13 protein-coding genes are annotated in these 13186 nt (G+C 57.5%); 10 read left to right on the top strand and 3 right to left on the bottom strand.

Features of this window, described 5'->3' with window-relative positions:
• Window positions 1-6 precede the first annotated feature (6 nt).
• Entirely contained in the window at window positions 7-501 is a 495-nt protein-coding gene (locus AC13DD_RS07250) for a MarR family winged helix-turn-helix transcriptional regulator (RefSeq protein ID WP_008171562.1), read from the bottom strand.
• A gap of 165 nt (window positions 502-666) precedes the next feature.
• On the opposite strand from AC13DD_RS07250, the gene AC13DD_RS07245 reads away from it, so the two are divergent.
• The 10 genes from AC13DD_RS07245 (at window position 667) to AC13DD_RS07200 (ending at window position 10397) form a co-directional block, all read left to right on the top strand.
• Complete coding sequence (locus AC13DD_RS07245) at window positions 667-1575, top strand: tetratricopeptide repeat protein (protein ID WP_053113031.1); 909 nt, start codon at window positions 667-669, stop codon at window positions 1573-1575.
• A gap of 154 nt (window positions 1576-1729) precedes the next feature.
• Window positions 1730-2842 carry a branched-chain amino acid ABC transporter substrate-binding protein gene (locus AC13DD_RS07240; protein WP_053113032.1) on the top strand — a complete coding sequence of 371 codons (1113 nt, stop codon included), beginning with the start codon at window positions 1730-1732 and terminating at the stop codon, window positions 2840-2842.
• 162 nt (window positions 2843-3004) lie between these two features.
• Window positions 3005-3928: a high-affinity branched-chain amino acid ABC transporter permease LivH gene (gene livH, locus AC13DD_RS07235; protein WP_014578284.1), complete on the top strand. Its 924-nt coding sequence runs from the start codon at window positions 3005-3007 to the stop codon at window positions 3926-3928.
• On the top strand, window positions 3928-5199 hold the full coding sequence (locus tag AC13DD_RS07230; RefSeq protein WP_008171555.1) for a high-affinity branched-chain amino acid ABC transporter permease LivM: 1272 nt from the start codon (window positions 3928-3930) through the stop codon (window positions 5197-5199). The genes livH and AC13DD_RS07230 overlap by 1 nt, the downstream gene beginning before the upstream one ends.
• Window positions 5200-5205: 6 nt before the next feature.
• The gene (gene livG / locus AC13DD_RS07225) at window positions 5206-5961 is read left to right on the top strand and encodes a high-affinity branched-chain amino acid ABC transporter ATP-binding protein LivG (protein ID WP_008171552.1); all 756 of its coding nucleotides are present in this window, start codon (window positions 5206-5208) and stop codon (window positions 5959-5961) included.
• Window positions 5962-5970: 9 nt separating this feature from the next.
• Window positions 5971-6672, top strand: a complete 702-nt coding sequence (locus AC13DD_RS07220) for an ABC transporter ATP-binding protein (RefSeq protein ID WP_008171549.1) — start codon at window positions 5971-5973, stop codon at window positions 6670-6672.
• A gap of 240 nt (window positions 6673-6912) precedes the next feature.
• On the top strand, window positions 6913-7377 hold the full coding sequence (locus AC13DD_RS07215; protein WP_008171548.1) for a DUF3015 domain-containing protein: 465 nt from the start codon (window positions 6913-6915) through the stop codon (window positions 7375-7377).
• A gap of 89 nt (window positions 7378-7466) precedes the next feature.
• Window positions 7467-9332, top strand: coding sequence for an Lnb N-terminal periplasmic domain-containing protein (locus AC13DD_RS07210; RefSeq protein ID WP_008171546.1), 1866 nt, complete (start codon window positions 7467-7469; stop codon window positions 9330-9332).
• Entirely contained in the window at window positions 9302-10180 is an 879-nt protein-coding gene (locus tag AC13DD_RS07205) for an alpha/beta hydrolase (RefSeq protein WP_008171545.1), read from the top strand. The genes AC13DD_RS07210 and AC13DD_RS07205 overlap by 31 nt, the downstream gene beginning before the upstream one ends.
• The gene (locus AC13DD_RS07200; protein ID WP_008171543.1) at window positions 10167-10397 is read left to right on the top strand and encodes a hypothetical protein; all 231 of its coding nucleotides are present in this window, start codon (window positions 10167-10169) and stop codon (window positions 10395-10397) included. Before AC13DD_RS07205 ends, AC13DD_RS07200 begins: the two co-directional genes overlap by 14 nt.
• On the opposite strand, the gene pnp is transcribed toward AC13DD_RS07200, so the two are convergent.
• The gene (gene pnp, locus AC13DD_RS07195; RefSeq protein ID WP_227497770.1) at window positions 10373-12487 is read right to left on the bottom strand and encodes a polyribonucleotide nucleotidyltransferase; all 2115 of its coding nucleotides are present in this window, start codon (window positions 12485-12487) and stop codon (window positions 10373-10375) included. The two genes, AC13DD_RS07200 and pnp, sit on opposite strands and share 25 nt — an antisense overlap.
• A 358-nt stretch (window positions 12488-12845) precedes the next feature.
• On the bottom strand, window positions 12846-13115 hold the full coding sequence (gene rpsO / locus AC13DD_RS07190) for a 30S ribosomal protein S15 (RefSeq protein ID WP_008171539.1): 270 nt from the start codon (window positions 13113-13115) through the stop codon (window positions 12846-12848).
• Between the last annotated feature and the right edge of the window lie 71 nt (window positions 13116-13186).

The following is a 13186-nucleotide window of genomic DNA, read 5'->3' as shown; positions in this document are numbered from 1 at the left end:
TTGAGGTCAGGCTTTCTCCTTCCACCCGTCATCCTTCAGAACCGACCCAACGGTTAGCACCGGTGATGCATCAATATCATCCGCATCCATCATGTTGGCCACCCGCTGAAGCGAAGCCAGGATCATCGTTTGCTCCCATTCTGCCAGGCTCTGGAATTTCTGAATGAAATCCTCCTGCAACGGATTGGGCGCCCGGGCCAGAAGATCTGCACCTTCCTCGGTCAGGTGCGCGTGAACCTTACGTTTGTCCTGGGTGCTGCGTACCCGATAAACCAGTTTCCGATGCTCGAGGCGATCCAGGATGGTGGTTACCGTCGCCTGGCTGAGACTGACCTTTTCCGCAATGGTGCCGATAGTCACCTCGCCCAGATCCCGAATCGTTCTCATGATCAGCAGCTGGGGCCCCGTGAGCCCGGCATGCTTGCTGAGACGCTTCGAATGAAGGTCCGTCGCCCGGATAACCCGCCTGAGAGCTACCAGTACATCTTCATAACTGTTCACAGCAATACTCCGATTCGGTCATGGGAATTTCTTTATACCCCTAACTATTAGAGGTCTTTGCACCCATGATTGCAAGTCAGGGAGATTCCCGGCATTTCTTCGGCCTTCCACTATGCTAAGGTTTCCCACTTGTTCCACTTACGACAGACGGACGGAATGCGCCCGATGATCAAGTATTTCCTGCCTTTTCTTTTGATGACGACGTTCGCCGGTACCCTCTTCGCCCAGGATAAACTGGGGCCAGAGGGAGAACTCACCTCAGAAGACCTGAGAGAGAGCATCAAGACTCTGGAAAAGCCGATGTATACCCCTTTTATCGAGCTTTACCTGTTAGAAGAGAGCAAAGCGTTGCGCAAAGAAATGCAGAACACCCGCGCAGAACTGATCGAAAAGGTGGTAGACAAGGAACTGTCCGTTGCCGACAAAACCATGTCCTATGCCACCGATACCGTTACCTACTTCTTTTACTTGATCGCCGGCGCCACCTCCATTCTCGTGGTGATCGGCTGGAACTCCATCCGGGACATGCGCAATCAGCTGACCAGTCTGGCCGAAAAACGGGTCAACGAGCTGGTGATCGAGTATGAGCAACGGCTCGAGTTCATCGAGGACCAGCTCAAGCAGAAATCCGACATCATTCACCAGAACCAGGCCGAGATCGAGCGCACCAACGAAGTGCATTCCCTGTGGCTGAAAGCCAGCCAGGAAACCTCACAGCAGAACAAGATTTCCGCCTACGACCAGATTCTGGATCTTCGCCCGGATGATGTGGAAGCTCTGAGTTACAAGGCCGACGCTGTCCTGGAAATGCAGGAACCGTTGTGGGCCATCAGTCTCTGCCAACGCGCGCTGAAGCTTGCACCGGATAATGGCCACGCGCACTATCAGCTGGCATGCGCCTATGCGGAAATCGGCCGCTGGGAGGACGCAGTAAGCACCTTGAAGAAAGCTATTGAAATTTCCGAGGCATACCGCGACGATGCTTCCGTAGACGTGAGTTTTGATCAGCTCCGCGAACATGAGAGCTTCCGGGTGCTGGTCTCAGAGGATGAAGAAGACGGCAGGGACGCGTGACAACGTTCAGAGCGGCACGGGTTTTGCCTTTGCAGACTGGCCCGTGTTCCGGAGCAAACTCCAGAGCCATCTGCTTGACAAGCAGTGAGGTGTGGTGTTTTTTTAACTCTCTGAGAACACAAGAATAACCCTGAAATAAAACAGGACAGACTCAATGAGAACTTCAGTAAAAAAACTCGTAACCGCTGTTAGTACTTCCGTCGCCCTGATGGGTGCCGGCCACGCCGCCGCAGAAATCCAGATCGGTATCGCCGGCCCCATGACTGGCCCCGTTGCCCAGTATGGTGACATGCAATTCTCTGGCGCCCGCATGGCGATCGAGCAGATCAACGCCAATGGCGGTGTCATGGGCGAAGAGCTCGTTGCCGTTGAATACGACGACGTGTGTGACCCGAAGCAGGCCGTAACGGTTGCCAACAGCCTGGTCAACGATGGCGTTCGTTTTGTAATCGGCCACCTGTGCTCCAGCTCTACCCAGCCCGCATCTGACATCTACGAAGATGAAGGCATCCTGATGGTGACGCCGGCTTCCACCAGCCCGGAAATTACCGAGCGTGGCTATGAACTGGTGTTCCGTACGATCGGCCTCGACAGCATGCAGGGCCCGGTTGCCGCCAACTACATCGCCTCACAGAGTCCTGAGCGCGTGGCCATCGTTCACGACAAGCAGCAGTACGGTGAAGGTATTGCCACCGCGGTTCGTGACACCCTGAAGGACGCTGGCGTTGAAATCGCCATGTTCGAAGGCATCACCGCCGGTGACAAGGACTTCTCATCACTGGTCACCAAGCTCAAGCAAGCTGATGTGGACTACGTTTACTACGGCGGTTACCACCCGGAGCTGGGTCTGATCCTGCGCCAGGCTGACTCCGCTGGTCTGGATGCCCGTTTCATGGGCCCAGAGGGCGTGGGTAACAAGGACATCAATACTATCGCCGGCGAAGCAGCCGAAGGCCTCCTGGTAACCCTGCCACCGGCATTCGATCAGAAAGCTGAAAACCAGGCGCTCGTGAAGGCGTTCCAGGACAAAGGCGAGGATCCTTCCGGTCCGTTCGTTCTGACCTCCTACACCGCGGTTCAACTGGTGGCAGAAGGTATTGAAGCGGCCGACTCCACCGATCCGTTCGATGTTGCCGCTGCGCTGCGCGAAGGCACCTTCCAGACTCCGATCGGCACCGTTGAATACGACAAGGCCGGCGACATGAAGTCATTCGAGTTTGTTGTGTACGAATGGCATTCAGATGGAAGCAAAACTCCGGTAAACTAAGCCAAAATCGTTAACAAACGGTAATCATGAGAACACCTTCTCACCGCGATCCGGGAGAAGGTGTTTTTCTAGGCTCCTGTTGATCCTCCCCCACTTCCTGCCCGGATATCCCGGACACGGGGTGTGGTAGCGGAGGGAGCAGGCTTTCGGAGTCCCATAACAATGCAAGACCTCCTTTATTTCTCACAGCAGCTCATCAACGGGCTGACGATCGGGAGCACTTACGCCCTGATCGCCATCGGCTACACGATGGTTTACGGCATCATCGGCATGATCAACTTTGCCCATGGTGAAATCTATATGATCGGTGCCTACACGGCGCTGATTGCCATTACCGGCCTCGCCGCTCTTGGCATTGCCTGGTTGCCACTGATACTGATCGTCGCACTGCTGTGTGCCATGATCGTCTCCAGCTCCATGGGCTGGGCAGTGGAACGGGTGGCCTACCGGCCCGTGCGGGGGCGTCACCGCCTGATCCCGCTGATCTCCGCCATCGGCATGTCCATCTTCCTGCAGAACTACGTTCACCTGGCACAGGGATCCCGCAACATTGGTTTCCCGGCCCTGATTGACGGTGGTTTCAACTTCGGTTCCGGTGACGGTTTCCAGATGTCCCTGTCCTATATGCAGATCACCATCTTCATCACCACACTGATCTGTATGACAGCCCTGTCCCTGTTTATTTCCCGTTCACGGACTGGCCGCGCCTGCCGGGCCGTGTCACAGGACCTGGGTATGGCCAACCTGCTGGGCATCGACACCAACCGGATCATCTCGGCAACCTTTGTGATCGGTGCGGCACTGGCAGCCGTTGCCGGCCTGCTTCTGGGCATGTACTACGGTTCGGTTGATCCTCTGTTCGGCTTCATTGCCGGCTTGAAAGCCTTTACCGCAGCGGTACTTGGCGGCATTGGCAGCATACCCGGCGCGATGCTGGGAGGACTGATATTGGGCGTGGCAGAGAGCATGACCTCCGGCTACCTCAGCGGTGAGTACAAGGATGTGATCTCATTCAGCCTGCTGATTCTGATTCTGCTGTTCAAACCCACCGGCCTGCTCGGCAAACCGGAGGTTGAGAAGATCTGATGGCTGCTAACAATTTCAGACACGCACTTTTCTGCGCGTTCATTACACTGATCATTTCCTACCCGATCATTGGGTTCAATCTTGAGGCCCAGGGCATCAACGTGACCCTGACCGGCGCCGATGCCACCACCATCGTGATGGTATTGCTCGCGGCAGTGATCGTATTCCTGTTCCAGATGTTCCGGGAACAGATCATGGGAGGCCTGAAGAGCATTCCCCATCCTCTGCCCCAATCCAACAAAGAGCCGATGGCGGAAAACCGTCGGGCAAAGATTGAGTCCTGGGTACTGACCGGCATCGTGGTTCTTGCACTATTCTGGCCCTTCTTCGTGTCCCGCGGTTCCGTGGATCTGGCCACACTGGTGCTGATCTATGTGATGCTGGCCCTTGGCCTGAACGTCGTGGTCGGTCTGGCCGGACTTCTGGATCTTGGCTACGTGGCATTCTACGCCGTGGGCGCCTACACCTTTGCCCTGCTCTCCCAGTACACCGGCATTTCGTTCTGGCTGGCACTGCCTATCGGTGCTCTGCTTGCCGCCCTGTTCGGTCTGGTGCTGGGCTTTCCGGTACTCCGGTTGCGGGGGGATTATCTGGCCATCGTAACCCTCGGGTTTGGCGAGATCATCCGGATACTCCTGAACAACTGGACGACGCTGACTGGCGGCCCCAACGGCATTGGTGGCATCCCCGATCCAACCCTGTTCGGCATGGAATTCGGGCGCCGGGTGAAGGAAGAGGGCAACACCTCGTTCCACGAAACCTTCGGCATCGCCTACAGCGGTGAGCACAAGGTTATCTTCCTGTACCTCATTGCCCTGGTTCTGGCGGTATTCACCGCGCTCGTAATCCGTCGATTCATGCGGATGCCCGTGGGCCGGGCCTGGGAAGCACTGCGGGAAGACGAGATCGCTGCCCGCTCCCTGGGTCTCAGCCGCACCGCAGTGAAGCTGTCCGCCTTTACCATTGGCGCCTTCTTTGCCGGTTTTGCCGGCACTGTGTTCGCCTCCAAGCAGGGCTTCATCAGCCCGGAATCGTTTGTTTTCCTGGAGTCTGCCATCATCCTGGCGATCGTGGTTCTCGGCGGCATGGGTTCCCAGATCGGTGTGGTACTGGCGGCAATCGCTGTCACCATCCTGCCGGAACTGGCCCGTGAGTTCTCCGAATACCGCATGCTGATCTTCGGTGCCGCTATGGTGCTGATGATGGTCTGGCGTCCGCAGGGCCTGATGCCCATGCGCCGCATTCATATTGAACTCAAAAGGCAGGAGTGACAGACGATGCTTGAAGTACAGAATCTGTCCATGCGCTTTGGCGGCCTGCTGGCGGTAGACGAAGTGTCTCTGGACGTTCAGGAACACGAGATTGTGTCCATCATCGGCCCCAACGGGGCTGGAAAAACCACTGTATTCAACTGCATGAGCGGTTTTTACAAGCCCACGGGCGGCAAGATCCTGTTCGAGGGCAAGGAAGTACAGGGTAAACCCGACTACAAGATCTCCCGACTGGGTATGGTGCGCACTTTCCAGCATGTGCGGCTGTTCAGCCAGATGACGGTGGTGGAAAACCTGCTGGTGGCTCAACACCGCCACCTGAACACCAACCTGATTTCGGGCCTGATCAAAACCCCCAGTTACCGGACCAAAGAGCAGAAATCCCTGGATCGGGCCGCCTACTGGCTGGATCGGGTTGGCCTGCTGGATCTGGCCAACCGGGAAGCCGGCAACCTCGCCTACGGTCAGCAACGGCGTCTGGAGATTGCCCGCTGCATGGTCACCGAGCCCAAGCTGTTAATGCTCGACGAGCCGGCAGCCGGCCTCAACCCGGCGGAAACCAAGGAACTCAACCAGCTGATCATCAGCCTGAAAGAGGACTACAACGTTTCCGTAGTGCTGATTGAGCACGACATGAGCCTGGTAATGGATATTTCCGACCGCATCAACGTCATCAACCAGGGCCGCCCCCTGGCCAGTGGCACACCGGAAGAAATCCGCCAGAACGACGACGTGATCAAAGCCTATCTGGGCGAGGCCTGAGGTAAACACATGTTAGTACTAGAAGATGTCCATACCCACTACGGCAAGATCGAGGCCTTGCACGGGGTGTCTGTCGAAGTCAAAAAGGGTGAGATCGTCTCGCTGATCGGCGCCAACGGCGCCGGCAAGACCACGCTGCTGATGACCGTCTGCGGTAACCCCCGGGCCAGTTCAGGACGCATTTTCCTGGAGGGCCGGGAAATCACCAACGAATCCACGGCGCAGATCATGCGCTCCGGCATCGCCATTGTTCCGGAGGGGCGTCGGGTGTTCTCGGGCCTGACCGTGGAGGAAAACCTCCACATGGGTGGTTTCTTCAACACCAAGGCCGAAATCCGCAAGAGCCAGGAGCACGTCTACGAGCTCTTCCCGCGCCTCAAGGAACGTGAACATCAGCGTGCCGGCACCATGTCCGGCGGCGAGCAGCAAATGCTGGCTATCGGGCGGGCCCTGATGAGCAGGCCAGAGATGATCATCCTTGATGAACCATCACTGGGCCTGGCACCGCTGATTATCAAGCAGATCTTCGAGATCATCGGCCAGCTTCGCGAGGAAGGCATTACGGTTTTCCTCGTCGAGCAGAACGCCCACCAGGCCCTCAACCTGGCAGACCGGGGTTACGTGCTGGAAACCGGAAAGATTCGCCTGCACGACACGGGCAAGAATCTGCTCAACAACCCGGATGTCCAGAACGCCTATCTGGGCGGCTGATCCTGGATCCTTGCCTCGAAGCATAAAACCGGAGCATGCACGCTGCTCCGGTTTTTTTTTGGGCTAAATCAAATACTCACCAATCTTTAAACTTGCGTTGGCTGGATTTCAACTATACTCAGATCAACGGTCAACCTGTCTCCACAAGACCAGTCAGGGCCGTTTTCGCAATGCTGCTCCACGTCAGGAGCAGCATTGTGTATTGCGACGACAGCTTTAAACCACAGGAAGGAGTGGATAATGAAAAAACTGATCGCAGGTGCAATTCTTCTTGGTGCCTCTTCCATGGCCTTTGCCCAACCGGGCTGTGGCGTCGGTGCCATGATCTGGAAAGGACAATCCGGCATTGCCCCCCACGTACTCGCTGCAACCACCAACGGTACCTTTGGTAACCAGACGTTTGGTATGACCACAGGTACCCTTGGCTGCCAGACCAACCAGTCTGTTCAGTCCATGGCCATGTACATGGACAGCAACATCGACAAGGTGGCCCGGGACATGTCCCGCGGTTCCGGCGAGAACCTGGACACCCTGGCAGTACTTCTGGGTGTTGACGAAGCGGATCGCGATGCGTTCCGCAAGGTGCTGCAGGACAACTTTGCCACCATTTTCCCGGACTCTGACACCACCTCCGGCGAAGCCGTGGACGCCATCGTCGCGCTCCTGGAGCAAAACGAGTCACTCAGCAAATACGTAGCAGCCTGATCCAGGCTCCTTGAAGGGACTCTCATGCGCCAGGGACGGCGCATCGTTCCATTCTCTACCCTGTTCAACCCCGGATGCAGCACCAACCCATGGGCAACATGCTTCGCATTGGGCCAGCCCTGATCTGGCTTGCAGTCAGCCTGCCGACCCAGGCCAATTCGCCTGAACACGCAACCGAGCTCCATCTCGACCCTGCCTGGCTCACACTCATTCATTATCAACCCGACAGGTTTGGTAGCGGATATACCAGCCAGGCCGATGATCCGGCCTTTTTCCTGAGCGAAAATGGCAAGCACTCCCCCCGGGCAGAGCTCAAAGCCACCCTGGATGCTATCCAGATAGACGGGGAAGGCGACGACCACGCCCTCTGCCGCTTCCCGGCACGGGCGACCTGGCTCAGTCAGCAACTCGATCTGTCGCTACCGGAAATCGAGTGTCCCGGCTTCCAGGAATGGTCGGAAACATTGAACACCGAGACGGTGACCCTGGTGTTTGCCGCCTCTTACCTCAACAGCCCGTCTTCCATGTTCGGCCACACGTTTCTGCGCCTGGACCCACCCCAGGATGACGACGAAACCAACCTGCTGCTGGCCAACACAATCTCCTATGCCGCTGATGCCGCCGCCCACGACAGTGAACTGCTGTTCGCGTACAAGGGCATTTTCGGCGGCTATCCCGGCATCACTACGGTCCAGCCGTACTACGAGAAAATTCGGCTTTACTCCGACATCGAACATCGTGACCTGTGGGAGTACAAACTGAACCTTACCCAGGATGAAGTGGACCTGATGATTGCCCACGCCTGGGAAATACGGGATCGGAATTTTGATTATTACTTCTTCGATGAAAACTGCGCCTATCGCCTGTTGGCGCTGATAGACATTGCCCGCCCGGGCACGGACCTTTTGGGGGAAGTAAGCACTCACGCCATTCCGTCGGACACGGTTCGCTGGGTGGTCGACAAGGATCTGGTCAGCGAAGTCTACTACCGCCCCTCGGCTGCCACGTCGGTGGCCTACAGTCTCTCTAGCCTGCCCGACGATCAACAGACCCTTGCGGCAGCCGTCGCCAACGGATATGTAGCCGCTGATGGTAGCGAAGTGAAGTCACTGCCAGCCGAGCAAAGAGCACATGTTCTGGACGCCACCTACGATTATGTTCGATACAAGAGCGAGGCCGACGGCTGGCCCCGTGAAATCGCCGCACCACTCTCCCATGACCTGTTGAGAGAGCGCAGCCAGATCAGCGACGTCGCACCGCCCGAGGAACCACCCGAACCGGTAGTTCGGGATGATCAGGGCCACGACACCTTCCGACTGAGCCTCGGAGCAGGCCAGCAGGCACACAGGGAATTCACCCAGTTGACCCTGCGCCCGGCCTACCACGATGTGCTGGACCCGCCGGCCGGCTACCGTACCGGTGCCCAGCTGCAGTTCCTCCGACTCGACGCGCGCCTGTATACCGACAACGACGAACTTCAACTGGAACAGCTTACCGGCGTGGAAATCCGCTCCCTGAGCCCGCGGAACGCCTTTTTCTCGCCACTGTCCTGGCAGGTAGGTTTTGGTGGCCGCCGCACGGATACTGGCAACGATCGGGTCCTGACGCCCTATCTCGAGGGCGGAGCTGGCGGCAGCTGGCGCCTTGGCAACCAGACCCAGGCCTTTGCCATCGCCACCGCCGACCTTGAAATCGACGACGACCTGCGCCGAGGCTACGATGCTGCCCCCGGCGCCGACATCGGCCTGCTCCATCAGAACAACCAGTTCAGCCTGCTCGCCGGTGCCAAAACCAAGGCCTGGATCGTTAGCAGCCAACACCGCCAGGATCAGCTTTACGCCAAAGCCAACTGGCACATCGGCCGCGAGTTCAGTCTGTTTGCCGAGTTCACCCGGGAAGACCACTACGACAGGTATCAAAGCCTATGGCACGCCGGAATCCACGCGTATTTCTGACTGCCACCACGGCCCGGTTAAGCGGGCTTCTGGTTGCGCTTCTGCTGCTATCCGGTTGCAGCAGCGTTTTCTTTTACCCGGATCGGGTGACTTACATCACCCCGGACCGACTGAACCTCGAATACGAAGACATCTACCTCGACACGGCCGACGGCGAAACCCTCCATGGCTGGTGGCTGCCCGCAGAAGCCCCTGAGAACAACGCCAGGGGCACAGTCTATTTCCTGCATGGCAACGCCCAGAACGTCAGCAGCCACATCCTCAACGTAGCGTGGCTGCCCGAGAGAGGCTACAACGTCTTTACCATCGACTACCGGGGCTACGGCAAATCCACCGGTGACCCGGACATCGAAGGCGCGCTGCACGACGTGGAAACCGGCCTGCGCTGGCTGGCCAAAAAACCTGACGTGACCGACCGCCCCCTATACATCCTCGGCCAGAGCCTCGGCGGCGGTCTCGGAATCGCCCTGGCCAGTGAATGGACTCAGAGGGAGGAACAGCCCCGGCTGGACGGTGTAATCCTGGATGGTACCTTCTCCGGCTTTCGCAAGATCGCCCGGGAGAAATTAGGTGGGTTCTGGCTTACCTGGCCGTTGCAGATCCCGCTAAGCTGGACCATACCCGACGACTACGAAGGTGTGGATCATATTCCTAGGATCAGTCCGGTGCAGGTGATGGTAATCCACAGCGTTCGAGACGGGATTATTCCCTTTCATCATGGAGAGGCGCTGTTTGAGGCAGCACAGGAGCCCAAAGAGTTCTTGCAGACGGATACGCCTCACGGGGCGACGTTTGTTATTCCCGGGTACCGGAGAGAGGTGCTTCGCTTCATGAATGCTGGGCGATAGAGTGTGGGCGGCTGTTGGGTTTCCCTTTTCAAAAGTGTTGAGGGCCAAGGACGGCCCGAAACAAGCGCACATGGATGTGCTCGTAGCGTCTTTTGAAAAGGGAAACCCAACAGCCGCTTGCAACCAAGCCAAGCGCAAGAAAAAACCCGCCAATCCAGAGGAAAGGCGGGTTTTTATCAAGCCCGAAAACGATCAGGCAGAGAAATCGGTCGGCTGATCGCCTTCCTTGATTTCCTTCATGGACAGCTTCACGCGACCACGGTTGTCCACATCCAGCACCTTCACCAGAACTTCCTGACCTTCGCTCAGCTCGTCAGTCACGTTCTCGATGCGGCGATCAGAGATCTGGGAAATGTGCACCAGACCATCCTTGCCAGGCAGGATGTTAACGAAGGCACCGAAGTCTACAATGCGCTCTACGCGGCCCTTGTAGATAGCACCCACTTCGATCTCGGCCGTGATTTCCTTGACCCGGTTAACCGCCGCCTGGGCAGCTTCCTGGTTGTCGGCGTAGATCTTCACGTTGCCATCATCATCCAGATCGATGGAGGCGCCGGTCTCGTCACAGATCGCGCGGATAACAGAACCGCCCTTACCGATAACGTCGCGGATTTTCTCCGGATTGATCTTGATGGTGGTGATGCTCGGCGCACGGGCAGACAGCTCGGCACGCGGCTCGGAGATCACCTTGTTCATCTCGCCCAGGATATGCAGACGCGCAGCGTGAGCCTGCTCGAGAGCGATTTCCATGATCTCGTCGGTGATGCCGTTGATCTTGATATCCATCTGCAGGGCGGTCACGCCCTCCTGGGTACCGGCCACCTTGAAGTCCATGTCGCCCAGGTGATCTTCGTCACCCAGGATATCAGTCAGAACCGCGAACTTGTCGCCTTCCTTGACCAGACCCATGGCGATACCGGCAACCGGTGCCTTGATGGGTACACCCGCGTCCATCAGCGCCAGGCTGGAACCACAGACAGAGGCCATGGAGCTGGAACCGTTGGACTCGGTGATCTCGGAAACCGCACGGATCGCGTACGGGAATTCTTCCAGTGTCGGCATAACAGCCAGAACACCACGCTTGGCCAGACGACCGTGACCAACTTCGCGGCGGCCCGGGGTGCCTACACGGCCAGCTTCACCCACGGAGTACGGAGGGAAGTTGTAGTGGAACAGGAACGGGTCCTTGCGCTCGCCTTCCAGAGCATCAATGATCTGCACATCACGGGACGTACCCAGAGTGGTGGTCACGATGGCCTGGGTCTCGCCACGGGTAAACAGGGCGGAACCGTGTACGCTGGGCAGAACACCCACTTCAATTTCGATCGGACGGACAGTCTTGTTGTCACGACCATCGATTCGCGGCTTGCCATCAATGACCTGCTGGCGAACCACACTCTTCTCGATCTTGCCGAAGTACTTTTTGACTTCGTCTTCGGAAGGTTGGCCTTCCTCTTCACCGGCCAGTTTCTCAACGGCAGCGGCTTTTACTTCGCCAAGCCGCTCGTAGCGGGCCATCTTGTCACGGATGCCGTAGGCTTCCTCGATAGCACCGGCAAAGTCGGCCTTGATGGCATTCAGCAGCTCGGTGTTCTCGGCGGCCGGCTGCCAGTCCCAACGGGGCTTGCCGATTTCAGCAGCAAATTCCTTGATGGCGGTAACCGCTGTCTGCATTTCCTGATGACCATAAAGCACGCCGCCCAGCATCTGGTCTTCGGTCAGGCCTTTGGCTTCGGATTCAACCATCAGAACCGCGTCTTCAGTACCGGCAACGACCATATCCAGCAGGGAGGTCTGCAGTTCTTCAAACGTCGGGTTCAGGAAGTAACCGCGCTCGTTGGTGTAACCCACGCGGGACGCACCGATGGGGCCATCGAACGGAATACCGGAGATGGACAGAGCGGCAGAAGCCGCCAGCATCGCGGCAATATCCGGATCCTGGTTCTTGCTGGAGGACATGACCGTGGTGATGACCTGAACTTCGTTCATGAAGCCGTTCGGGAACAGCGGACGAATCGGACGGTCGATCAGGCGGGAGGTCAGCGTTTCCTTTTCGGAAGGACGACCTTCGCGCTTGAAGAAGCCACCGGGGATTTTGCCCACGGCGTAGGTCTTCTCGAAGTAGTTCACGGTCAGCGGGAAGAACGGCTGGCCGGGCTTGGCTTCTTTGGCGCCAACAACGGTGCCGAGAACGGAAATATCATCCACGGTGACCAGTACGGAACCGGTTGCCTGACGGGCAATACGGCCGGTCTCCAGAGTGACGGTTTTGCCGCCAAGCTCAAATGATTTCTTGAAAGGTTTCAGATCCACAAAAAACTCCTGGTCTATCTGTTCCAGATTGATTCGTTCCGGGCGCCCCTGCGCTCGAAACCATAGTTCTGCAGATGATGTGCTGTGGTCTGAAGAGCAACCCGTCTGAAAGCTAACAGGCTGTTGCAAAACCCCGGTCTGGGAGGCGGCAGTTCCGGAGGCCGCCAGGCCCGGGCTTTTCAACAACCTGCTATCAATTTCGGCTTTCCATTACGACAGGGAATCCTTCGAACACACAGACAATCCAACTGCAGTGGGAAAAAACACAACCAGCAGTCCCCGCGAGGAGGACTGCTGGTTGACGACTGCCGCCGGACGTACCGGCACAGCCCTCAGGTCGTAAAGACCCGGATTAGCGACGCAGACCCAGACGCTGGATGAGCTCCAGGTAACGATCGGCGTTCTTGCGCTTGAGGTAGTCCAGCAGCTTACGACGCTGGTTTACCATCCGGATCAGGCCGCGGCGGGAATGGTGATCCTGCTTGTTGGCCTTGAAGTGATCCTGCAGCTTGTTGATGTTCGCGCTCAGCAGTGCCACCTGAACTTCAGGGGAACCGGTATCGCCATCACCTTGCTGAAAATCCTTAACGATCTGTGCTTTCTCGTTGGCAGAAAGTGCCATAACTCACCTCATTGTTTGCGATGCTTTCGAATACGGCCGAACCGCGCATCTCTACAGCCCGGCTAGACAGC

The organism is Marinobacter sp. L-13, from assembly GCF_056857715.1.
The sequence above is the reverse complement of the archived record's forward strand: the minus strand, read 5'-3'. Positions and strand labels throughout refer to the sequence as shown.